Source organism: Methanobrevibacter sp. UBA212 (assembly GCF_905233225.1).
GTDB lineage: Archaea > Methanobacteriota > Methanobacteria > Methanobacteriales > Methanobacteriaceae > Methanocatella.
In genome coordinates this window covers 16,060-37,693 of record NZ_CAJODJ010000017.1, presented here as the reverse complement: position 1 = coordinate 37,693, position 21,634 = coordinate 16,060, and the positions used below count along the sequence as shown (strand labels likewise).

The following is a 21,634-nucleotide window of genomic DNA, read 5'->3' as shown; positions in this document are numbered from 1 at the left end:
GCAAGTTTCTAAACTTGCTTACTTTTTCTTTTTTATTTTTTTAAACCATTACACACAACTTAATAACATACTATTTTTAACATAATTTTTAATTATAACTTCAATATAATAATATTATAATGGAAATTGAAAACTTAACAAAAGAAATTAGGCAGAGAGCCTTTGAGCGAAAGGAACCTAAAACCCCCGAACAGGTTGGGGCAAGCTGGTACAATGATGATTTAACATATGACGGTGTTGCAAAAACATTATTCATGATTTTACCCACACCAGGATGTGCATGGGCATTGGGAGACAGTGGAGGATGCACAATGTGCAGCTATGTTTCAGACTGCACATTAGAGCCGATCGATACCGACACCATCTTAAGAATATTCCATGACCACCTCTCAAGACATCCTATAGCCGAAGAGGACAAGATTTCAGTTAAGCTGTTTGCATCAGGAAGTTTCCTGAATCCCTATGAGCTTCCAAAAGACGCCCGTGATGAAATCCTGAAAACATTGATTGACCTTGGCAACGTGACTGAAATCATAGTCGAGTCAAGACCCGAATATGTGAAGGAAGAATACCTGGATGAAATATTCGACATAATAGGGGACACATTATTTGAAGTGAGCATAGGTCTTGAAACCTCAAACGATTACACCCGATTGAACAAGATCAATAAGGGTTTTACCCGTGACGATTTCGAAGATGCAGTTAAGCTGATGCAAAATCTGAAAGAGACAAAGGGATACAATCTTAAGTCAAAGGCATATATATTTGTAAAACCCATTTTGGTTTCAGAATCACAGGCAATAGCTGAAGCGATTGAAACCGCACATTACTGTGATTCAATTGGAGTCAACAGATTGTCATTCTGCCCTGCAACAATACACGGCGGAACCGTAATCGAAAGATTCTGGAGAAAAGGAGCATATCAACCGCCATGGATTTGGTCATGCATTGAAATAATAAATACCGTAAGGGATGAAATAGACCTGCCCGCACTTATGGATACTTCAGGCTTCGGTTCCAGACGGGGCCCGTACAACTGCAAAAAATGCAGCAAGGACCTGAAGCATATGATAATAGCCAACAATTTGACACAGACAAAAATCGAGCATGACTGTGAGTGCAAAGGCGAATGGCTGGCCCAGGTCAGGAATTCAGATATGAACTCATCAACCGTTGAGATAAAACACATCCCATTATATTAATATATTTTGAACTATTAATTATTAGTAGGAGGAAAAAATGAAAAGCAAATTTATCAGTATACTGGCTATGATACTAGGATTAATCATTATCATCTTCCCTGTAATGGGAATCATTGGAGTGTCTGATTTAATCGGATTATCCATATTATTAATATCAATTTACCTGCTTGTTGTTGGAGTGGCTATAATTGATTATAATAAATCAGGAGCAATAATTGATTTGATTTTGGGAATAATACTGCTATTTTTAAGTATTTGCCTGATATTCAATGCAGGACTATTCGGATTTTTAGCACAAATCACATTATATCTTGCGGGAATAATGCTGATTGTTGTCGGAGTGGTATCCCTAATCAATAACCGCCAGTCCAGATACGGATTTTATATAGGAATAGCTGGAGTGGTTCTCGGTTTAGTGTACATAGTCGTTGGAACATATGTGGCCAACCCTGTTATTCTAGGCGTATTAATCGGAGCATGGCTAGTGATAAGCGGTATTTTAAGATTAATGGACAGATAAAAGCTGTCCTGAAACTTTCTTTTTTTGGTGTTTACATTGATAGGTATTAGTGCGGATTTCGATCCTGTCCACAAAGGCCATGAACATTTAATCAAAGAGGCCCGCAAACTTGCTGATGAACTGGACAAAAAGGTTATCGTGTATCTCAATAAGGGTTTCAGTGCAAATCATGCTCCGTTCTTTGTTGATTTTGATGCCCGCCGTGAAATGGCACTGGCTGTAGGGGCAGATGATGTCAAGGCATTCGAAGGGCTTCATCACAGACTTGTATTATCATACAGCGTACCTATAAGGCTCAAGCAGATGATTGATGACGGAGTGACAGATTACATAACTTCCGCCAGCATTTCACTTGACGAGATAAAGTCAAAGGCCCAGAAGTTCATCGATGAGGGCAACTTTGTCGGAATGCCCAAAAGTTATACCAACAGGAATGAAATCCGATGGTATGCAATCAACGAATTTTTAGGCTCAAAGCTCAACTACCATGTTGTCGGCGAGTTCAACAAGGACAAATACTCCGGAAGGCTGATCAGGCAATCCATCATCGACAATGACATGACCATTACGGGCGACGTTGAGAAAATGCTTCCGGAAACCACCGTTGAAATCCTCAAGCGTGAAATTGATGCCGGAAGAACCCCCGGCGAGCGCAACTGGAAAGACATCTATAAACGGATGAACACCTATTCCAGGGGAAACCTTGAAAAGATAGCATATCTGAATGGAAATACAATAAATGAAATCATCAAAAGGAGAGTCTACAGGGATCCTGAATCAATCTGGGCGGCATTCAGGAGATCAGATTACGGACCGGTAATGACCAGATTGGCAATCAGCGCCATTGAAATGGAAGTTACAAAAAAGGAAGTCATGGATTTAATGAAAAGCTATGAATCAGAAGGCGTAATTCCCGACAACCAGAAGGTGCAGAGAGTCATTGACCGTGCATGGTATGTGGCATGCGAGGGCGAGAAGGGAATCAGCGCACGTGATGCAAACAACAGATTCAGAAGCGAAAACATTGCCGTTGAAAATCCGCCGCTGACCCTTGAAGCCGGACTGAATCTGACCAAGTTTGAAACAAAAATCACAAAAGAGGGCATAAACACCGATTTGTATGTCGACAAGAACGGCAGGATTTCCGTTCAGTTCAAAAGCGAAGGCAAGAAAATAAAAACCAATCTGAGATTGCCTGCTGTGGAAGTCACCTATCTGAGATACATTATGGATTCCCATTTCATTCCTGTCAGCGGACATATAAAAAAAGCCAAAAATGGATTTAAGGTTAAGGTTGATATCGGCTGAGCTTTTCTGAAGCTGCTTTAACCATGATTAACTCGTTTTCATCAAAATAATCTATTATCTCTTCCAACTCTTCCGATTTTCTTTTGGAAGCGCTTATTGTATTTCTTATTCTGGACAGTGCCTTTTGCCTAAAGTCGTCACCTTCGGTCAGGGAAAGCATGTCAAAGAATTCATCTTCCAGACCGTTGCTTTTTGCGATTTCGGCCGATTCTATCAGAAGTGCTGACAATGCTTTTGTATAGCTGCTTCGAAGCAGTTTCAGTTTGCTTGCGTCTCCTGCCTTATCGCTGATAATCTTTGTTTGAATAAAATCATTCAAAAATTCCAAACTTGAAGCCTTTTCGCCTGAAAGATACAGAACTGGACTGTCGGAATCGATCTTTCCGATGATTGCTCCATCAACCAGATTTTCAATCGATCTACTGATTTCAAATGTTGTATCGGGAGATATGTTGTTTAAATCCAGATATATTCCCTTCGCATATTTGCCGTATTGCCTTGCAACACCCAATGCATTTTTTGGTGAGGTCGCAGAAATCAGGATATCCGATTTGATGGCCACCTCTTTGAAAGTGTCTAAAGCTTCAACATTTGACTTTTCAATACGGTCAATCGTTTCAAAAGACCTGTTTTCGGCTGAGGTGACAAAATCAATATCGTCTGAGCCTATTATACTAACCAGATTTTGTGAAACTTTTCCAAATCCTATAAAGCCGATTATCATGATTGCCCCACTCATTTTTTAAACAGAAGCATGTCATGCAGATTAACGCCGATGTCTCTGGAAATGGTGTTGCATTTTGCGCACAATAAAAAATAGATGTCCTTGTCTGAAAGGTCGATTTCTGTCAATCCCTCATAATTGCCCATTCCCTTTGATATCACGAAATCATGACTGTCGAATATTTCCCTGAATTCGTCTGAAATTTCGCTGTCCACATATCCTACAGTTCCACAGCCTATCTCAACGATCCTTCCATATTCATCCAATCCAGCATCCAAAGCCTCCTGCATGCAGGCATCATTCAATATGGGCTCTGACTTGACCGCTATTGTAATGTCCAATCCGTACTCCCTGATTTTAGCCAAAAGCAGCTTATCGAATACAATTTCCCCTGTGTTGTCCACAAGATACAGCACCCTGTCATGCTTTTTAAGAGAGTCTTCAAATTCTTCAATGTCCTTTACGGCCAAATCCTTTTTAAGGGCCGTTTTGATTACGCTTTCAATGTCATCATCCAAAGTGAATGCACCGAAATCCAGAATATTTCCTATAATTGCAATTTTGACATGATTTTCAAGACTGTCGTCATCATCAAGTATCCTTTTGACATCCGGCAAATACTTCAATGCAATTTCATTACCCTCGATTTTTTCCCTGCGATAGGGGTCTCTGCATCCTGTCTTTTCCTTAATCATCTTATGCATTGCCGAACCGGTACCGTTTGAATTGGTATCCAATTTGAAGTTGTCGCTTAAGAACTTGAAGATATCTTCCATTATCTCCATCTTGAGCATCTCATCATCTGTTGATAAGTCCATTGCTTCGCGGGCCTGCCTTAAAAAGCATGGGCCGCATTCATAACTGATTTTCACTTAACCACCATATATTATCTGAACAATTTGGATTTCGTCATCTTCCCGGATTTGCGTATCCTCAATTACCAGTTCGCCGTTCTGTTTTGATACGACTGTTTGAGCGGACAATTCCAGCTCGTCCAACAAATCCTTGATAGTGTAATCTTCATGAGGTATTTCCCGTTTTTCATTTAAATCCTTATATTTTAATGTGAATTCCATAATTTCATACTCCCAACTCTTCTAAAAATGAACATGCCTTGCACAGTTCGTTTGCAGATGGCTCTCCACATCTTTTGCATCTCCCATGAGCGTATTCCTTTTGCATTTCCTTTTTCAGAACACCTTTGATTTTATCATACCCTCTTAATGTGGAGTATTTTATTGTCGGATGCTTTTCGGCCAGCTGATTGATCACTTCAGAGACCTCTCCCCTGAAAGACTGCATCGCATATGGGCAGCTGTCAAAGTGAACCTCAAGCTCCTTTGCAACTACATACAATCCGATTTCACGTTCGGGAATTTCCCTCAACGGCTTGATTTTCACTGTAAACTCTTCAGCATGGGATTCGGTTTTTGCCCCAAGCTTTGTCAGGTTATCGGTGTTTCCTTCAAGATAGTTCATCATGATGCCCTGAACCTCATCATCAAGATTGTGTCCTGTCGCTATTTTTGTGGCACCCATTTCACGTGCCGCCTTATTGATTATTGTCCTTCGAAACACTCCGCAGTATGTGCATGAGCCCTTATGATTTGGCCTCTGCATGATCTCATCCAGGGTTATGCCGTAATCTTCCTTGAGGGACACTACCTTGTGCTCTATTCCAAATCTTTCGGCATGCCTTTTTGCAATGTCGACGCCTTCCTGGCGGTAATTGGCTATTCCCTCATCAACAGTGACTGCGCAAATGTCTATAACATTCATTTCACGAAATGAATTCAATATCTCCAAAGTTGTAACGCTGTCCTTTCCTCCGGAAAGTGCCACTAAAACCTTGTCCCCCTTATCCAGCAGCTTTTCCTTTTTGACCGTTTTTATAACTTTCTTTTCAATTGACTCTATAAAGCAATCCTTGCACAATAATTGGCCTGATTGCTCTCTTTTATAAATAACCTTAGGGTTGCCACATTTACTACATTGCATATTACTACCTACATCTGTTCTACAAAGCGTGCCAGCTGATTTAATGTGTTGACTTCAAATACATGCGCTCCCGCATCCCTATAAAGTGAAACGCAACTGTCAACTATATCCCATTTATTCTTGTCTTCGGGGTTGAGGATGACAACCTTCTTGGCATCCCTCACCATTTCCTCAACCAGCTCTACACTTGCCGGAATCTTATTAACTTTCGGGCCGGCCCAATCCCTGCAGTCTGATAAAATAATTACATAAGATTTATTGTTGATGTTCGCCTTTTCCTGGAACTGCTTGAAAGCTGAATACATGTCTGATGTCCCATGCACCATCATGTTCTTGACGCGCATGTCCTTTACCTTAATGAAGGAATCAATCAGATATTCCTCCTTCAGGGCCTTGGTTGTCTCGATTACCTTGTTGTCGAATTCAAAGGTTCTGGACCTTTTAAAGGCGGTCTGCGCTGAAAACATCAACATGAAAAACCAGCTGCTGATCCATTCACATGACCCGCTTATATCGTTCAAGAATAAATGCTCGTTCTTGTGGGGCCTTGGCTTTGCCTTTACAAGCTCAAGCGGCACACCGCCATATTTCAGATTGGCTCTCATAGTTCTTCTCATGTCAATCTTATGGGAGTTGGCCTGAATCTTTCTCCTTGAGCGCTTGTTGGCTATTCTTTTTCCCAGCCTTTGACAGATTTCAAGCATTCTCGGATCGAACCGGTTCAATTTGGTCAGGTCCTTGTTCATAAGCTCCCCATCACGCTCAAGCTTCTTTGCTTCCTCAAGCAGGGGCTGGCCTGAAAGCATCTTCAGCTTTTCATTATCGACTTTTTCCTTTCGAATCCTCTTGCCGATTGTATCCTGCTTTTTAATGATATACTTATTTGATTTGGGACCTGTCCCTCTATATGCCTTGCTCTTGTTCAGGTCTTTCTTGATTTCCTTTTCAGGGTCAGGCAATGCGAAGACTTCTTCAAAAACCTTTAAAAATTTAGGAATGTCATATCTGTCCTTGACATAAATTGCAAGCAAGGCTGTCTTAAGCAGGTTTCTGTCAGATTCGCCCAGTTCGCCGTAAATCTGCATGGCCGCCTGTGTGCTTCTGATACTTACCGGAAGACCTTCCTTTCTTAAGTCAGCAGAGAGAGTTGCAATCTTTTTTATCATTTTATCTCTTGTCGAAAATATCCTTTTTGACACGTTTCTTATCGCTTTCGGTCTTGATGGCTACACCGATACTGTCTTCCAAAGACTTGTCAATGTCCTTGGTTCCAAGATTGGTGACTGACCTGACCCAATCAACGGTACCCCTTACGGATGGTTTTTTCATCAGATTGAGATTCCTTATTTGATGAACCAGCTTGACCACATACGATACGGTTTCATCCTCCACACCAGGCAATTTGGATTTGACGATTTCGATTTCCCTTTCCACAGTAGGGTATGGAATGTATAAGAACAGGCATCTGTCCTTTGTCTCGTCAAGAAGTGACCTTTGTGAGTTTGATGTCAGGATAACGATCAAATCATTTTTTAACTGAAATGTTCCAAGGTCGTTGATTGTGATTTCCTGCTCCCCCAATGCCTGAAGCAAAAAGCTTTCCACTTCCTCATCGGCCTTGTCGATCTCATCAATGAGAAGGACTGAATCCTTATCGTTCAGGAATGCATTGAGCAGGGACCTTCTTATAAAAAACTCGTCATCAAAGATTTCATCCACATTGTTGGAGTCGTTTCTTGCAGCTTCCAGGTGAAGCAACTGCTTTTGATAGTTCCATTCGCCGACAATCTGTTCGAAGGTGATGCCCTCATAACATTGAATCCTGAAAAAGTCCCTGTCAAATGCCTTTGCAATTACCTTGGCAAGCTCTGTTTTTCCAACACCTGGAGGCCCTTCAATAAGCATTGGTTTTCCAAGCAAGAATGACAGATAAAGGGTTGTTGATATTTCAGTATTTGAAACATAGCTTTCTTCCAAAAGCATCTTGTCAATGTCTTTAATATTAATATTTTCAACCTGCAACTTTTAACCTTCCTAAAATTTTGTTACTAAAATAATTATAACGATAAATTTATTTATAGTTTATTATATTATATTAAAGTGATTAGATTTAATGGAGGTAAAATATGAAATCTGGTAATGCAATAATCATTGCATTGATAGTGATTATTCTGATAGCTATTGGAGCATTCCTGTTTATAGGAGGACATGCAAATCATCAAAATCAAACAGTACCCAGTTCTAACTTAAACACTTCATCCAGCAACGCAGACATGTCTGTCGACAGTTCATCATCACAAGGACCATCAAGTTCCGGCTCCGGCTCCGGTTCCAGTTCCAGCTCCGAACCGGCTACAGTAAGTACTGACTCATCAAGCAGTTCAAGCGAGGACCCTACAAGTTCAGACACCAGTGCAGATACTAGTTCAGAGGCCACTAGCCAGTCTAGTTCAAGCCCTCAGGCCGGACAATCTGAAGGAACATATGATCCGACAGACTTTGACTAAAACTATTTTTTAAATTCGTCAGGATTTTTGAATAATTCAAAATCCTGAACATAATCTTTTCCTGTAATCATCGCTATTTCCGCCTTTTGAAGTTCCGAACCCAAATAGGCAGCATGCTCCATTCTTGTTACAAGATTTTTGGTAATTATCTCTTCATATATTTCTTTTGCCGAATGGCCGACAATGACCAAGTCGGGCTTGTTTTTCTTAAAATGAGTTGCTGTGATTTTGCTTGTCTCAACAGTCGTTCCATAATCGACGTTTATTTTAAAGCTTCCTGCCTTATCCCGCACAAATTTCATTGGCTCGGATTGTCTTGTCTCTTCAATTCCTTCGCGTTCATTAAGGATTATGTCATTTCTTTTATGCTTATCCTTAAAGGCGACCAGGTTAATTCCCAGATCCTTTGGAATTGATTTCCTGTGCTTTGCAAGAAACATCATTTTTGATGCGGTTGAAAGCTCATATACACTTCCCCTTGTCTTTCCGCTTTCTTCAGGAGTGAACAGTATGCTAACGCCCAATTCCATACCTATTCCCGCCAAAAGCACATTGACTCCACCAGAATCGGCATCCATAAGTTCGGTCACGTTACCGACACCGAAAAACATCGGAGCAGGATTGGTTTTGTGAAACTCATGACATGCAATGATTGACTCCACAATGCTTGCGCTGTTTACAGGGTCCAAAATCAAATCGGCAACATAGCGCAGGCCTTCAGTGTCCTTAATCAACTGATGCATTGCCTCAACCCTTTCGGATGGGGATTTCGGAGATTTCCCCTGTGAAAAATTGGTCGGCAACAGCACTGCGGGAATGTCCTTTTCCTTTAATATTTCCTGAATTTCAGAGTTGTTTCCCAAATCAAGGCTCAAGACAAAATCGATGCCGTTTTCGGCAGCCACCCCTATCTCATCGGGATTCAATGTATCGATGCTTAATGGCCTGTCGCCGACAATCGGCCTTAAGGTTTCAATCAGTTCGGGAATCTTATCTGAAAAATCTTCACCGGCAGCCATACCTATATCAATCATGTCCGCACCGGAATCAACAAAATATTGGCACTTATTAATCAATGCCTCCTTTGATAAAAACGGCGCATTTGCTATTTCGGACAATACCCTCATCGGGAAGTCCTCGCCGACAGGAAGATTCTTGATTAGAATGTTGTTTGGCTTTTTGAGAAGTTCTTTGATGTTTTCCTCATCGTTTTCAAATTCTTCGATGAATTTGAATGCTTCCTTTCGCTTTTCTTCTTCAATCAACTTATCCGCAGGCTTGTCTTCAGACAAATCAATGCTTCCAATCAGATTCAACACCATTGCAAGGTCGGCACCATCGGTAGAACCCTTGAATGTAGGTATTCCAAGCTCCTTGGTTATTTCCTTTGTTCCTTTCTTTATCAATCCCGGAACCAGAATCATGTCGATTTCATCCAATTGGTCCGCAAAGCAAGTTTTTACCTCTTTAATAATCTGTCTTGGAGTCAGAAATGCAGCAACCTGAGTATTGTCTGCAATATGCACAATTATATCTTCCTTTGAAGTGGAGACCACTTCCCTTATCAATGGATATGCCAACTCACCGGTAATTATTAAAACTTTCATAACTTCCCAACCAAATTTTTTATATTAATATTATATTTTTAAATATATTAAATTTAATATTTTTTAAAAAAAGTATTATTTTTCAAAAAAGATATAGAAACTGTAAAATGAAAAAAGAAAAATTATAAAAAGAATTTCAAAAAAATAAAGAAAAAATAAAAGATTTAAACAACAAAATTAAAACAAAATTATTCAAAAATAAAATTTTAACATAAAATTTATATATTTTGTAATTTATAATGATTATACATGATAAATATATGGAGGAGAATTAATGATTGAAATTCGTTTTCATGGCAGAGGCGGGCAAGGTTCTGTAACAGCTGCTGAGATTCTGGCAAAAGCTGCATTCAAAGACGGCAAATCTGTTCAGGCTTTCCCATTTTTCGGAGTTGAACGTAGAGGAGCTCCAGTTATGGCTTTCACAAGAATTGATGACGAGCCAATTAAAATGAGATATCAAGTCTACAACCCAGACTACGTATTGGTTTTAGATGAAGGATTGTTAAATGTGGTGGATGTATTTTCAGGAATTAAGGACAATACTGAAGTAATTATCAACACTAAAACCTTTGAAGGCAGTGGAGATCATGAAGTCCACAAAATCGATGCAACAGGCATTGCGCTTGACATGTTAGGACGCAACATCGTGAACACAATTATCTTAGGATATTTTGCTAAAAAGACCGGCGTCGTAAGTATCGATTCCCTTCTTGAAGTTATTAAGGAAACCTTCCCTGGAAAAATTGGAGAATTGAACGCAGAAGCTACCAAAAAAGCTTACGATATGGGATAAAGGTGAGATTATGGTAAATATAGGATGTGTAATTAAAACACCGGGAAATACTAAAAACAATAAAACTGGAAGCTGGAGAACTTTCAAACCGATATTGGATAAAGAGTCATGCATTGATTGTGACAATTGCATATTATTCTGTCCAGATTCCTGTATAAACAAACAACATGATATTGATTACGATTACTGTAAAGGATGTGGAATTTGCGCATACGAATGTCCTTCAGATTCAATCGAAATGATACAAGAAGAGAGTGATTAGATGGTAAAAGAAGTAATGACCTCAAATAAAGCAGTTGCAGAAGCTGTAAGATTAGCTAAACCACAAGTTATTCCTGTTTATCCGATTACTCCACAAACTACAATTTCAGAATACTTAGCTCAATATGTTGCTGATGAAAAGATTGACGCTAAATATGTTAAAGTAGAATCAGAACACAGTGCTATAAGTGCTGCTGTCGGAGCAAGCGGTACCGGAGTAAGAGTATTTACAGCAACTTCTTCACAAGGATTAATGTTAATGCATGAAATTTTATATGCAGCAGCAGGTATGAGAACACCTTTCGTATTGGCTGATGCAAACAGAGCTATTTCAGCTCCATTAAACATTTGGAACGACCAACAAGATTCCATTGCACAAAAAGATGCAGGTTGGTTACAAATTTACGTTGAAGATGCACAGGAAGCATTGGATACAACCTTAATGGCATATAAAGTTTCAGAAAATCCAGATATCCTGCTACCTTCAATGGTATGTCTGGACGGATTTATTTTAACTCACACAGTAGAACCTGTTGAAATTCCAGATCAAGAAATTGTAGATGAGTTCTTACCTCCATATGTTCCAGAACATGCATATCTTGATCCAAAAGACCCAATGTCTATCGGTAACTTTGCTGATCCGGAATACTATATGGAAGCAAGACACGACATGGACGTTGCAATGAACAATGCCCTTGACGTGATTCAAAAAACCTGCGATGAATTTGCAGAAAAATTCGGAAGAAAATATGGTCTTGTTGAAGGATATAAAACAGATGATGCTGAAATCATATATGTCGCTATGGGATCACTTTGCAGTAGCATAAGGGTTATAGTGGATGAGCTAAGAGCCAAAGGCGAAAAAGTCGGTTTGCTCAAAATCAGATCATACAGGCCGTTCCCAGTTGATGCTATCAATGAAGTTGTGAAAGACTGTTCTAAGATAGCTGTAGTTGACAAAAACTTCGCAATCGGAATGGGCGGAGCATTATACGGCGACATGAAACTTAAAATCGACAAAGAAATCTATGGATTCATTACCGGTTTAGGTGGAAGGGACATTACCCCTGAAGCATTAAATGAAATTTATGAAATAACCAAAAATGGTCCTGAAAATGATGTCACATGGATTGGACTTAAGGAGGAATAAAAATGGTGGACATTCCTGATAAAAATTTATTAGCACCAGGACACAGAGGATGTGCTGGTTGTGGAGCATCTATTGCTGTCAAATTAGCTTTAAATGCATTAGGTGAAAATACTGTAGCCATTTCCGCTACAGGATGTCTTGAAGTTATGACTACACCATACCCAGAAACTGCATGGGAAATTCCATTCATTCACGTTGCATTTGAAAACTCAGGTGCAGTTGCATCAGGTGTTGAAAGTGCACTTAGAATTCAAGGAAAAGATGATGTTAATGTAGTTGCTTTCGGTGGTGACGGAGGAACAGTAGATATCGGTCTGCAATCCCTATCCGGAGCTATGGAAAGAGGTCATAACATGACTTACATCTGTTACGATAACGAAGCTTATATGAACACAGGTATCCAAAGAAGTGGAGCAACCCCATTCGGTGCAAGCACTACAACTTCACCAAGCGGTGTTGCAAGTTTCGGGGAAGACAAACCTAAGAAAAACATGCCTATGATTATGGCAGCCCACGGAATACCTTATGTCGCAACAGCTTCAATTGCATATCCTGAAGACTATGTCAACAAGGTCAAAAAGGCTGCAGAAACCAAAGGTCCTGCATATATCCACTTGCATCAACCATGTACTACAGGTTGGGGATTCCCTTCTGAAAGGACAATCGAGATGGGCAGATTGGCTGTAGAGACCGGATCATGGATTTTATATGAAATCGTGGACGGCAAATTCGAAATCACATACAGGCCTGAAGAAAGAAAACCTGTAAAAGAATACTTAGCTCCACAAAAAAGATTCAGACACCTGGATGACGAGCTCATTGAAAAAATCCAAAAATATGTTGATGCAGAGTGTAAAGAACTAGGCTTATAAGGTGATACGATGGAAAGTATTGTTGTAAACAGCAATTTATGTGATGGATGCCTCAACTGTTCAAATATGTGCGCATCAATCCATAATGCTAGCAGAATAAAAATAATAGAACATGATTCTTCCTTTTATTCCATTGTATGTCAACATTGTGAAAGTGCACCATGTATAAAAATCTGTCCGACAGATGCTATAAGCGATGAAGGAGTAGATGCTGAGAAATGTATCGGTTGCGGATTATGCGTAATGATTTGTCCATTCGGTGCAATGACTTTCCAATCAAAAGTTGCTGAAAAATGTGACCTCTGTGCTGACAGAGAAGAAGGACCTGCATGTATCAAAGCATGTACCAAAAGAGCAATTACTATTGCTGATCCCGAAAAGGTCAGAGCCAAAAACCAGGAGAAATACCTGGCCAAAATGGCAGGACTATATGAGCCGGACAGTAGTGGAAAAGGTAGCTTTGTCCATGTGATTACAAGTCAAGCAAGAGCAAGACTTGTCTTAGACGAATAGAAAATTATGTTTAAAACAGGAAATTGTACGACATGTACAACCTGCGGAAGTTGTCAACAAACACCAAATGTTGACACTCCAACCTTATTTTGTATGAATTGCCAACCGCCATCCCGGGCCCCATGTATTTTGGCATGCAAGGAAAATGCCATTGAAATTTTAGGTGGTGCCGTAACCATAAATAAAGATAATTGTACATTATGCAAAGATTGCATTGAAGTTTGTCCACTTGATATCATCAAAATTTAAATATTATTCCCAATAGATTATAATATAATTATCATATTATGAAATGACTATTGGGAGTTATTGCGATGAGAATCGAAAAGGAACATATGGATTTGGAAAACATTGATGAAATTCGAATTTACAATGCTCCAAAAAAAGACTTCTACATTCCAACACCACAGGAATTTGATATCGATGAAATTCCAATGAGAGACCTCATCGACAATATACCCGTAGAGATTCACACATTCATCCCCTATGAAAACGGGAAGGATTTCATTATCGAAAGTTTGGGAAGCTTCACCCTCAACAAATACAATTGCACACAGGAAGATGCAAAAGGAAGATTGCTGAGCAAGCTCTCGCCACTGTTTTTTGATATTCTGCATGATTACCTTCTGGACGTTTATGAAAACCACACCATCAAAAGGATAAGATTCGTTTACTACAAAAAAAATAAGCTTACAAAACTGAGCAATGCAAAAATCGTTTTTGACATGGATAGAATTTTCATAATCACCAACAACGTTGACACTGGAGTGAGCAAATGGGAACATATAGATGATGAAACATTTGACGAAGACAAGAGCAGCATGATGGAGAATTTTTCCCAAACCGGCAGCTATTACAACATCAATGGAAAATATACCTGGTCCCAGGGAATATACAACATCATCAACCGACCCAAAGAGGAATCCGACGACTTCTACAACATCGTCTTTGACTTGGTGATACTCGATGACCAGCATATCGTCGATAAAATATTCGACACCACCAACAAGGAAACCGCCCAGTGCAATGAAATCATCCGAATAATGACCCATGACGAATCCATAAAAATTATTGAAGTCAGCATTTATTCTTATTTTGATGAAAGCGGAATCATCATTCGCCAGGGACTGATCAATGACATTACACAGCACCATCATTATGAACCAAGCAAACCCGTTGATTTCCTGCTGGACGGCTTTAAGAACAGCAAGAAATTGGCCTTGCTGATTGAACCCCTAAACAAAAAACAATACAAGTTCTCAAAAGGTTTCTATTATCTGATTGAAAAGGATTATGAAGAATATGACCATTCCAGAGAAATATTGGACAATATTGTTGAGAAGGATGCCGTTGAGCGAATCCGAAAGTTATGTGACGGTGAAATAAACAAGATTGATGAAACAGTAACCTTAAAAGTTGACGGAAACCCCTATAATCAAAAGGTTGTTGACTTGTATATCGAAAGCTTCAGATACAACAATGAGATACACAGCCTCGGCTTTTTAACTGACATAACCGAAGAGATGGAAAAGCAACATCAATTGATTGAATCCAATGAACAGCGACTGATTCTGATTAAAGAAATCCACCATAGGGTAAAGAATAATCTGCAGATTCTCAACAGCTTTTTAAATCTTGAAAAAAGAGCATACAGAAATGATCCAAATTTAATCATCGAGCATATGCAGACACGTCTGACATCACTTGCGCTGCTACATGAAAAGACCTATAAGTCCAGGGATTTCAAAAATATCAATCTGGAGGAATATCTCCTTGACCAGGACAGACAGACAAAAGGGCTGATTGAACTGCCTGTAGAAGTCGAGTTTGAAACCCATGTCGATGAAGATTTGAACCTGACAATTGAGGTCATAACACCACTGCTTCTAATCATTGACGAGCTAACCATGAATGCCATAAAGCATGCTTTTCCGGACAAATCCGCACCAAATAAAAAGATAATCAAGAAGATTGCAAAATTGGACGACGACACCGCAATGCTGATAATCAGGGACAACGGCGTTGGAATTAAAAACCCAAAGAAAATTACAAAAAACCTTGGATGCGAAATAGTCAAAAGCCTGACAAAACAGTTAGGCGGAAACATAAGTTTGATTGAAACTGAAAACGGAACCGCATACAGATTAATTTTCCCCACCAAAATGGAACATACCATAAACTAAACAAACTTAAATATTTCAAAAGTCAAAAATAAAATTATATTAATTTTATAAAGGTTATTAATTTGATTACTAAAGATGCTATTAAGGAAACTGTCTATGAACTTTACAAGCAAGCGGTTATCGTTCTCGGTGATGATGTAAAAAAATCACTTGAAGATGCTCTTAAAATAGAAGAACATGAACTTGCAAGGTTAAATATTGAAGCAATCTTAAAAAATATTGAACTTGCAGAAGAGAAAGGAATTCCGATGTGCCAGGATACAGGTTTGCCGGTTATTTTTGTGAAGTTGGGTAACGTTGAAGTTGAAAACCTGCGCGAAGGAATCGAAGAGGGAATCAAAAAGGCCACAACAGACATTCCAATCAGGCCGAACATTGTAGACCCCCTCACACGCGAAAACACCAACATCAATGTCGGAGACTACATTCCCCCAATCGACATTGAACTGATTGATGAAGATTACATTGAAATAACAATTTTACCTAAGGGATTCGGCTCAGAAAACAACAATGCAATGAAGATGGCCCTTCCTGCCGAAGGAATTGAAGGGGTTAAGGAATTCGTTGTCGAATCAGTTCTCAAGGCAAAAGGAAAACCATGTCCTCCAACAGTTGTGGGCGTTGGAATCGGAGGAACTTCCGACTTATGTTTAAAATTAGGTAAAAAGGCATTGCTTGGAAAAATTGGCGAAAGAAATCCTGACCCTCAGATAGCCAAACTTGAAGAGGAAATCATAGAGGAAATCAATGCGTCAGGAATCGGTCCGATGGGTCTTGGCGGAAAAACAACAACATTAGATGTAAAAATCCTAAAAGCACATACCCACACTGCAGGCCTTCCGGTAGGCGTTTGCATCCAGTGCTGGGCAGACAGACATGCCACAACAAGGATATATGACGAATAGATTATCAAAAAAAAATTATCTGAAAGTTCTTGGAGTTGTAGGTCTTGGAATATTATCATGAAACTCGACTGCAACATCCATCATTTCTACAGAAATGTCTCCAATTCTTTTGAATGCTTTAATGAGTCTGAACAGATAAATGAAATAGTTTGAACGTTCTTTTTCATCAAAGGTGCTTTCAGCCATCTGGGTTGCAATCAGATTGATGGCCTTGGATTGCATGATATGAATTGTCTCTTCCTGCTCCATCAAATCGTCCTTCAATTCGGTTTTGCCTTCAATGAAAGCCTTCATGGACAGACGAATCATAGACTGTGCAGTCTTATACATCTTTTTAAGTTTCTTCAAGACGTTGGCATCTACCTCATAGACATCATTGATGACGAATTTTGCAATATGGCCGCAATAATCACCTATGCGCTCCAAATCATATGCAATCTCATTGTAAAGGATTGACTTTGAAATTTCGGAGTGCTTGTTGAGACTTACAATTGTCTCTACAGATGTCCTTATTTTTTCAACCATATTGTTTGTGGCATAATCCATTTCCAGGGCCTTATTAGCCTTGTCCTCATCATATTCCAGAACGGCATCAAAGGACATTTCAAGCTGGGAGTGGACATGCCGTGACATGTTATGCAGCATGTCATTTATCAGGGCATTGCCAGTATTGTTTTTAGTGGTTGAATAATCTGCAACAGATTCAACAACTTCCTCATAACTCTTCAAATCAATCATATACGCTCTTTTGACAGTGCCGTCTTTAACAAGGGGCTGAAGGAGCTGAGTGACATATCTTCGGGAAATGCCCAATCTTTCGGCTATTTCATCCTGAGTGGACGGGTTTTCATATAAGATCAAATCCAAAATATCCTTCAGTGTTTTGTCCTTTTTGCCCATATTATCCCCTATTTCTTATAATCATCAAGAATGTCATTAGATTCAAATTGAATATTGTTTGATGATCTGTTTATGCCCGCATCAGGTTTTTCATCAGCACGAGTAGTTTTAAACTGAACATCAGAGTCTGATTTTGGCTTATTTGCTCTGCGATATCTTTTTGTGCGAATCTCTTTCATTTTCTTATCATAATCAAAGGCATCATGTTTTCTTGAATTGTGAACCTTTCTAACATTGTGAGCAAATTCCTCATTTTCCTTATGCTTAGTCAATCTTGACTCCTTTTCAGAATCTTTTGCAGACATTAAAATTCTGATTATCACGAATACAATCAATATGAATGCAAGGACCGCTATTGGAAAATCAAAGGCAACGAACAAATCGTCATAAATTGCTGTAATCGCATTTCCCATATCCACAAAACCACGGGCCAAAAATATTAACCCTACAAAAGCGATAATAACTCCATGAGCCTTTTTGATAATGTCCGGCTTTAGCACAAGAGGATATACGCTTATAATCAACATCGCAAAACCTAAAATCCTATACAAATTGTTATTAGCCAAACTTTGCAGGGACAGGTAAGCGTTGAGGAATGTGGAAGGTAAAATTCCAGATTCAGACAACATGGCGAAAATTAACAATAACTGAATTAGAGCAATGACCGCAAGCGGAAATATATATGCAATTTCCCATTCGAAATCGGCATTGAATGATGCGGTTGAAACAGGATCTTCCAAAGCTTCCGAAAGCATGTTATAAAGTACAGATGAAATAACTGAACCTATAACTGTACCTGTAACTCCTAAAACAGAAGTCAGAACAGCAACGAATGCTGAAATAAATCCTACAAGTATGATTTTTTTATAATTCATAATTTTCACCTTTTAAAAAATTTATTAAAAATTAAATTATTCATAAATACTATCTATTTTAAAGTAATTATAGTTTAAGTACTTTATGGAAACTATTTTTGACATGAGATTTCATGAAATAAAAAACTCAAGAAAAATGTTAAAATCCTTAAAAAATAGCCTGAAAGCCTTAGGGGGGATTCGAACCCCCGACTTCTACCTTACCAAGGTAGCGCTCTACCACCTGAGCCACTAAGGCATAATCGAAGATAATGAAAAATTATAAAATAGTGGATGGGAAGGGATTCGAACCCTCGGAGGCCTATGCCAAAGGATCTTAAGTCCTTCCCCTTTGGCCGCTTGGGTACCCATCCATACAAATAGACAGTTATAATGTTTGATTACATCATATATAAATGTTATGGTTTTTTTGAAATTTTCAACAATTTCATACCAAACCATTATTAAAAGAATACAACCACAAAGACACTGAAGTCAGGATTAGAATCACTATCAGCCAGATTACGATGAATAATTTCTTTGGATCGGATTCGCCTTTTGTATAGTATTTTTCACCAGGCATATCGCTTGACACCTGACGGTTATTCTTATATTTCTCGTCATTTCTCAGATAGTTGTAAAATACCCTGGTAATGAAATAGAATATAACAAACATTACCAATCCTACAACTGGAAGTAATCCTCCCTTTAAAAAGATAACAGACAGTGTGGAAAAGAATAATGCTAAAAACAGAAAGAACAAGCCAGACAATACTATTGAAATTCCCTTGTTGAAAATCATCACATACACCAGTTAACTATATGAAGTTCATCATATTAAAACTTTAGGAATACCTAAAAATTTTCTGACAAAATATATAAACATCAAAATAGTTAAATTAAATTATATTTCTTTAAAAATTTTAATGGTGGACGAATTGAAAGTAGATATGGAAGAATGCGGAGTTTGTGAAGATTGTATTGACGTATGCCTGGAAGAGGCAATTGAAAGAAAAGCATATACAATCATAATTGATGAAAGTAAATGTAATAACTGCGGCGAATGTGTTGACGTTTGTCCTGTTGGAGCATTATACGAGGATTAGGTTAAATTATGAAAATCAAGTTCACATGGATTGATTACATCATAATCATATTGGTGATATGCGCAATTGCATTTGCATTTATTCATATTACTACAGATGATTCATCAGATTTGAAAAAAACTGCTTTTGATGAGTCAACCGTCAACAAGATACCCGACACCTACCTCAAATATTATAAAGACGGCTTTATCGTAAATGCCACAGTAGAAGGTTTCAATTCAACAAATGGAAACAGAACAATATTAAACGGCACCGTCATTTGGGAAGATGACAATGGCGGAAACGGTGTTAAGGTGTTAATTGATTCAAATAACCAAACTTACCTTGTAGGATTGTACAGAACCGTGCCGAATGCCGACATTTACATTGACCACATCAGTCTCCAAAGCAATGGCGAAAAATATAAAAACTTATGTGAAATCAAGGTAAAACCTGTTGAAATAACTTCCCTAAAAGATTTGACAAGCAAACTTCCTGATGACGCAAAATATGAAATCTCAACCGAAATAGGAGTTGATTCATTAAATTCTAAAGACAGCCAGAAACTTGCCAATCAGCTTTTAAGCAATGGAAAAAGGGAATCGATTAGGGCCGTGCATGCTGACAATAATTTATTGATTAAAAAAGCAACAAAAGAAAATCTCAACGATGCCAACTCCATTCTCGGCAACATTAATGGAGTAACAGAAGACATTACTATCCGGATTTATGACTGCCAGGACAGTCAAATCAAAGAAATCAGCAAGAACTTTAATGTGACCAATATACGAAACTTTTAAGTTGTGAAGACAATGAGCGTGATTTATTCTACCTTAACTTCACTTATAAACAGGATTAGTGACGAATTTCACAAATCCTTTTTATTTACCTTAATCTTTACTATCCTAGGCTTCATTGAAAAGCAATGGGTAAACAGTTACTTCAAAAGGTTCTATCCAAGTGAAAATTTTTTAAATGGGCTGAATAAAAGCAACATCCTGAAGAATCATATCTTCAATCCGCTAATCCTGCTCTTTCTGTTTGCAGTGTTTTTGATTTTGTCAATGAACAGGCCTTCAGACAGCCTGGTAATCACATTGATTCTTGCATTTGCCGGATTTTTCATCGGATCATCCATACTTCCAAAATATTTTTTAAACGGAGACATTAAAGGAATTGTCAAATTTAACAGAAAAGACATTTACTCAATCGGATTCTGTCTGCTATTAATAAGCATCATATTTTTCTTCATAAGCATCGCTTCAGTTGGTGGAATTCCGCTTTTAAAACCTTCAATTCGATATCTGCTAAAACCGGTCCTAACAATGCCGGTGTTTTTAATCATACCTGGAACCTGCCTGATTGCAAGTGCATACCTTAAGGATTTCCAGGACAAAAAAATCACCCGTTCACAAGTGAGATTTAGATTCCTATATTTGCTGGCTATTGACTGTGCATTTTTATTGCTTCTAGGGTATAGGACACCACTACTTGCAGCATTTCTCATCATAATTATCATAGGTTTCTATGGAAATATCGTTTCTCTTTGGGAAGTTGTTGTCGGTGCAGTGATTGGTATAGGTGCAATCATTGGAATTGGTTATTTTCGGTCACTTGGAGAGATGACAATAACATCCTCAACCAGTCCAATCTATTCCCTGCAGTCAAGAGCGGACTTCACATTGCATGTACTGAATTTGCTTGATTTCATTGGAGGAAACTTCGGCGTGACACATGGACACATGCTGGCAAGCTCAATTCCGGGAAGCGATCTGGGCCCAAGAATGATGGTTGGAAAGCTGATTGCATGGAGAACCGAGGTAACTGTCACACCCACCTTAATCGGCCAGATGGTGGTTGACTTCGGAAAGGTCGGAGTGTTTGTTGAGATGTTAATTTTAGGTTCCATCTTAGGCATCGGATTTAAAATATTGCAGAAGACCAAAAACTATTTTTATATTGGAATTTACTCCCTGATTTTAACATATACCATTTTAGGCATTGAAACCGGAATTCTGGACATACAGGTTTTATTATACTTTGCAATAGCCATCCTAATCTATTTGATAAACATCAAAAATACAAGAAATTAGACTCATTTTAAGGCATTAAGTATTACAAAAAAGCTAGAATAATACTAATTTGTATTACTTTAATAACATTTATATATGCAAATAACATTAACATATTAAATGTCAAGAACAAAAACTGTTTTATTAACCATTATATTTAATAAAACTCCCAATTAA

At 38.5% G+C, this 21,634-nt stretch carries 25 protein-coding genes and 2 tRNA genes; 15 read left to right on the top strand and 12 right to left on the bottom strand.

Annotated features, from left to right (window positions below; genetic code table 11):
• Positions 1 to 119: 119 nt before the first annotated feature.
• From QZ138_RS05915 to QZ138_RS05905, 3 genes are read left to right on the top strand one after another with little or no spacing between them, the layout of a single operon-like run.
• A complete protein-coding gene (locus tag QZ138_RS05915) occupies positions 120 to 1,202 on the top strand; it encodes an archaeosine biosynthesis radical SAM protein RaSEA (protein ID WP_292887383.1) in 1,083 nt (360 codons plus the stop codon).
• A gap of 37 nt (positions 1,203 to 1,239) precedes the next feature.
• Positions 1,240 to 1,722, top strand: coding sequence for a DUF308 domain-containing protein (locus QZ138_RS05910; RefSeq protein WP_292887380.1), 483 nt, complete (start codon positions 1,240 to 1,242; stop codon positions 1,720 to 1,722).
• 27 nt (positions 1,723 to 1,749) lie between these two features.
• Positions 1,750 to 3,030: an adenylyltransferase/cytidyltransferase family protein gene (locus QZ138_RS05905; RefSeq protein WP_292887377.1), complete on the top strand. Its 1,281-nt coding sequence runs from the start codon at positions 1,750 to 1,752 to the stop codon at positions 3,028 to 3,030.
• On the opposite strand, the gene QZ138_RS05900 is transcribed toward QZ138_RS05905, so the two are convergent.
• Genes QZ138_RS05900 through QZ138_RS05875 form a run of 6 tightly spaced genes read right to left on the bottom strand, consistent with a single transcriptional unit; the run spans position 3,011 to position 7,774 of the window.
• Positions 3,011 to 3,754 carry an NAD(P)-dependent oxidoreductase gene (locus QZ138_RS05900; RefSeq protein WP_292887375.1) on the bottom strand — a complete coding sequence of 248 codons (744 nt, stop codon included), beginning with the start codon at positions 3,752 to 3,754 and terminating at the stop codon, positions 3,011 to 3,013. The two genes, QZ138_RS05905 and QZ138_RS05900, sit on opposite strands and share 20 nt — an antisense overlap.
• Before the next feature lie 11 nt (positions 3,755 to 3,765).
• On the bottom strand, positions 3,766 to 4,626 hold the full coding sequence (locus QZ138_RS05895) for a DUF89 domain-containing protein (protein ID WP_292887372.1): 861 nt from the start codon (positions 4,624 to 4,626) through the stop codon (positions 3,766 to 3,768).
• Positions 4,627 to 4,830, bottom strand: coding sequence for a MoaD/ThiS family protein (locus tag QZ138_RS05890; protein WP_292887369.1), 204 nt, complete (start codon positions 4,828 to 4,830; stop codon positions 4,627 to 4,629).
• 4 nt (positions 4,831 to 4,834) lie between these two features.
• Positions 4,835 to 5,752: a TIGR00269 family protein gene (locus tag QZ138_RS05885; RefSeq protein ID WP_292887366.1), complete on the bottom strand. Its 918-nt coding sequence runs from the start codon at positions 5,750 to 5,752 to the stop codon at positions 4,835 to 4,837.
• Between the two features lie 8 nt (positions 5,753 to 5,760).
• Entirely contained in the window at positions 5,761 to 6,918 is a 1,158-nt protein-coding gene (locus QZ138_RS05880) for a VWA domain-containing protein (RefSeq protein WP_292887363.1), read from the bottom strand.
• Position 6,919: 1 nt separating this feature from the next.
• The gene (locus QZ138_RS05875) at positions 6,920 to 7,774 is read right to left on the bottom strand and encodes a MoxR family ATPase (RefSeq protein WP_292887360.1); all 855 of its coding nucleotides are present in this window, start codon (positions 7,772 to 7,774) and stop codon (positions 6,920 to 6,922) included.
• 104 nt (positions 7,775 to 7,878) lie between these two features.
• On the opposite strand from QZ138_RS05875, the gene QZ138_RS05870 reads away from it, so the two are divergent.
• On the top strand, positions 7,879 to 8,259 hold the full coding sequence (locus tag QZ138_RS05870) for a hypothetical protein (protein WP_292887357.1): 381 nt from the start codon (positions 7,879 to 7,881) through the stop codon (positions 8,257 to 8,259).
• Between the two features lie 2 nt (positions 8,260 to 8,261).
• Here QZ138_RS05870 and QZ138_RS05865 read toward each other — a convergent pair whose 3' ends face one another.
• Complete coding sequence (locus QZ138_RS05865) at positions 8,262 to 9,866, bottom strand: dihydropteroate synthase-like protein (protein WP_292887354.1); 1,605 nt, start codon at positions 9,864 to 9,866, stop codon at positions 8,262 to 8,264.
• A 274-nt stretch (positions 9,867 to 10,140) separates the two neighbouring features.
• Between QZ138_RS05865 and QZ138_RS05860 the strand changes: the two genes are divergently transcribed.
• From QZ138_RS05860 to QZ138_RS05825, 8 genes are all read left to right on the top strand, one after another.
• Positions 10,141 to 10,662 carry a pyruvate ferredoxin oxidoreductase subunit gamma gene (locus QZ138_RS05860; RefSeq protein WP_292602900.1) on the top strand — a complete coding sequence of 174 codons (522 nt, stop codon included), beginning with the start codon at positions 10,141 to 10,143 and terminating at the stop codon, positions 10,660 to 10,662.
• 10 nt (positions 10,663 to 10,672) lie between these two features.
• On the top strand, positions 10,673 to 10,924 hold the full coding sequence (porD, locus tag QZ138_RS05855) for a pyruvate synthase subunit PorD (protein WP_292602902.1): 252 nt from the start codon (positions 10,673 to 10,675) through the stop codon (positions 10,922 to 10,924).
• Positions 10,925 to 12,073, top strand: coding sequence for a pyruvate synthase subunit PorA (gene porA / locus QZ138_RS05850; protein ID WP_292887351.1), 1,149 nt, complete (start codon positions 10,925 to 10,927; stop codon positions 12,071 to 12,073). It abuts the gene before it with no gap.
• 5 nt (positions 12,074 to 12,078) lie between these two features.
• Complete coding sequence (gene porB, locus QZ138_RS05845; RefSeq protein WP_292887386.1) at positions 12,079 to 12,945, top strand: pyruvate synthase subunit PorB; 867 nt, start codon at positions 12,079 to 12,081, stop codon at positions 12,943 to 12,945.
• Between the two features lie 9 nt (positions 12,946 to 12,954).
• Entirely contained in the window at positions 12,955 to 13,458 is a 504-nt protein-coding gene (locus QZ138_RS05840; RefSeq protein ID WP_292887348.1) for a 4Fe-4S dicluster domain-containing protein, read from the top strand.
• A gap of 6 nt (positions 13,459 to 13,464) precedes the next feature.
• The gene (locus QZ138_RS05835; protein ID WP_292887345.1) at positions 13,465 to 13,707 is read left to right on the top strand and encodes a 4Fe-4S dicluster domain-containing protein; all 243 of its coding nucleotides are present in this window, start codon (positions 13,465 to 13,467) and stop codon (positions 13,705 to 13,707) included.
• Between the two features lie 65 nt (positions 13,708 to 13,772).
• Positions 13,773 to 15,641 (top strand): histidine kinase dimerization/phosphoacceptor domain -containing protein, encoded by a 1,869-nt coding sequence (locus tag QZ138_RS05830; protein ID WP_292887342.1) that lies wholly within the window; start codon positions 13,773 to 13,775, stop codon positions 15,639 to 15,641.
• A gap of 62 nt (positions 15,642 to 15,703) precedes the next feature.
• Positions 15,704 to 16,546 (top strand): fumarate hydratase, encoded by an 843-nt coding sequence (locus tag QZ138_RS05825; RefSeq protein WP_292887339.1) that lies wholly within the window; start codon positions 15,704 to 15,706, stop codon positions 16,544 to 16,546.
• Between the two features lie 15 nt (positions 16,547 to 16,561).
• Here the strand turns inward: QZ138_RS05825 and QZ138_RS05820 are convergent, their stop codons facing one another.
• The 5 genes from QZ138_RS05820 to QZ138_RS05800 form a co-directional block, all read right to left on the bottom strand.
• Positions 16,562 to 17,446 carry a phosphate uptake regulator PhoU gene (locus QZ138_RS05820; protein WP_292887336.1) on the bottom strand — a complete coding sequence of 295 codons (885 nt, stop codon included), beginning with the start codon at positions 17,444 to 17,446 and terminating at the stop codon, positions 16,562 to 16,564.
• Between the two features lie 8 nt (positions 17,447 to 17,454).
• Entirely contained in the window at positions 17,455 to 18,321 is an 867-nt protein-coding gene (locus QZ138_RS05815; RefSeq protein ID WP_292887333.1) for a hypothetical protein, read from the bottom strand.
• Positions 18,322 to 18,486: 165 nt separating this feature from the next.
• Positions 18,487 to 18,559, bottom strand: a tRNA-Thr gene (locus tag QZ138_RS05810).
• Positions 18,560 to 18,591: 32 nt separating this feature from the next.
• Positions 18,592 to 18,674, bottom strand: a tRNA-Leu gene (locus QZ138_RS05805).
• A gap of 74 nt (positions 18,675 to 18,748) precedes the next feature.
• The gene (locus QZ138_RS05800) at positions 18,749 to 19,102 is read right to left on the bottom strand and encodes a hypothetical protein (protein ID WP_292602918.1); all 354 of its coding nucleotides are present in this window, start codon (positions 19,100 to 19,102) and stop codon (positions 18,749 to 18,751) included.
• A 136-nt stretch (positions 19,103 to 19,238) separates the two neighbouring features.
• On the opposite strand from QZ138_RS05800, the gene QZ138_RS05795 reads away from it, so the two are divergent.
• From QZ138_RS05795 to QZ138_RS05785, 3 genes are read left to right on the top strand one after another with little or no spacing between them, the layout of a single operon-like run.
• A complete protein-coding gene (locus QZ138_RS05795; RefSeq protein ID WP_330026981.1) occupies positions 19,239 to 19,406 on the top strand; it encodes a 4Fe-4S binding protein in 168 nt (55 codons plus the stop codon).
• An 8-nt stretch (positions 19,407 to 19,414) separates the two neighbouring features.
• Complete coding sequence (locus tag QZ138_RS05790; RefSeq protein WP_292887330.1) at positions 19,415 to 20,185, top strand: adhesin; 771 nt, start codon at positions 19,415 to 19,417, stop codon at positions 20,183 to 20,185.
• 12 nt (positions 20,186 to 20,197) lie between these two features.
• Complete coding sequence (locus QZ138_RS05785; RefSeq protein ID WP_292887327.1) at positions 20,198 to 21,478, top strand: oligosaccharide repeat unit polymerase family protein; 1,281 nt, start codon at positions 20,198 to 20,200, stop codon at positions 21,476 to 21,478.
• Positions 21,479 to 21,634 lie beyond the last annotated feature (156 nt).

What these genes read in the sequence shown, in the direction of transcription:
- QZ138_RS05915 (WP_292887383.1), top strand. Translation starts at nt 120, where the DNA reads ATGGAAATTGAAAACTTAACAAAAGAAATTAGGCAGAGAGCCTTTGAG.
- QZ138_RS05910 (WP_292887380.1), top strand. Translation starts at nt 1,240, where the DNA reads ATGAAAAGCAAATTTATCAGTATACTGGCTATGATACTAGGATTAATC.
- QZ138_RS05900 (WP_292887375.1), bottom strand. Translation starts at nt 3,754, where the DNA reads ATGATAATCGGCTTTATAGGATTTGGAAAAGTTTCACAAAATCTGGTT.
- QZ138_RS05890 (WP_292887369.1), bottom strand. Translation starts at nt 4,830, where the DNA reads ATGGAATTCACATTAAAATATAAGGATTTAAATGAAAAACGGGAAATA.
- QZ138_RS05885 (WP_292887366.1), bottom strand. Translation starts at nt 5,752, where the DNA reads ATGCAATGTAGTAAATGTGGCAACCCTAAGGTTATTTATAAAAGAGAG.
- QZ138_RS05880 (WP_292887363.1), bottom strand. Translation starts at nt 6,918, where the DNA reads ATGATAAAAAAGATTGCAACTCTCTCTGCTGACTTAAGAAAGGAAGGT.
- QZ138_RS05870 (WP_292887357.1), top strand. Translation starts at nt 7,879, where the DNA reads ATGAAATCTGGTAATGCAATAATCATTGCATTGATAGTGATTATTCTG.
- QZ138_RS05865 (WP_292887354.1), bottom strand. Translation starts at nt 9,866, where the DNA reads ATGAAAGTTTTAATAATTACCGGTGAGTTGGCATATCCATTGATAAGG.
- QZ138_RS05860 (WP_292602900.1), top strand. Translation starts at nt 10,141, where the DNA reads ATGATTGAAATTCGTTTTCATGGCAGAGGCGGGCAAGGTTCTGTAACA.
- porD (WP_292602902.1), top strand. Translation starts at nt 10,673, where the DNA reads ATGGTAAATATAGGATGTGTAATTAAAACACCGGGAAATACTAAAAAC.
- porA (WP_292887351.1), top strand. Translation starts at nt 10,925, where the DNA reads ATGGTAAAAGAAGTAATGACCTCAAATAAAGCAGTTGCAGAAGCTGTA.
- QZ138_RS05840 (WP_292887348.1), top strand. Translation starts at nt 12,955, where the DNA reads ATGGAAAGTATTGTTGTAAACAGCAATTTATGTGATGGATGCCTCAAC.
- QZ138_RS05835 (WP_292887345.1), top strand. Translation starts at nt 13,465, where the DNA reads ATGTTTAAAACAGGAAATTGTACGACATGTACAACCTGCGGAAGTTGT.
- QZ138_RS05830 (WP_292887342.1), top strand. Translation starts at nt 13,773, where the DNA reads ATGAGAATCGAAAAGGAACATATGGATTTGGAAAACATTGATGAAATT.
- QZ138_RS05820 (WP_292887336.1), bottom strand. Translation starts at nt 17,446, where the DNA reads ATGGGCAAAAAGGACAAAACACTGAAGGATATTTTGGATTTGATCTTA.
- QZ138_RS05815 (WP_292887333.1), bottom strand. Translation starts at nt 18,321, where the DNA reads ATGAATTATAAAAAAATCATACTTGTAGGATTTATTTCAGCATTCGTT.
- QZ138_RS05800 (WP_292602918.1), bottom strand. Translation starts at nt 19,102, where the DNA reads ATGATTTTCAACAAGGGAATTTCAATAGTATTGTCTGGCTTGTTCTTT.
- QZ138_RS05790 (WP_292887330.1), top strand. Translation starts at nt 19,415, where the DNA reads ATGAAAATCAAGTTCACATGGATTGATTACATCATAATCATATTGGTG.
- QZ138_RS05785 (WP_292887327.1), top strand. Translation starts at nt 20,198, where the DNA reads ATGAGCGTGATTTATTCTACCTTAACTTCACTTATAAACAGGATTAGT.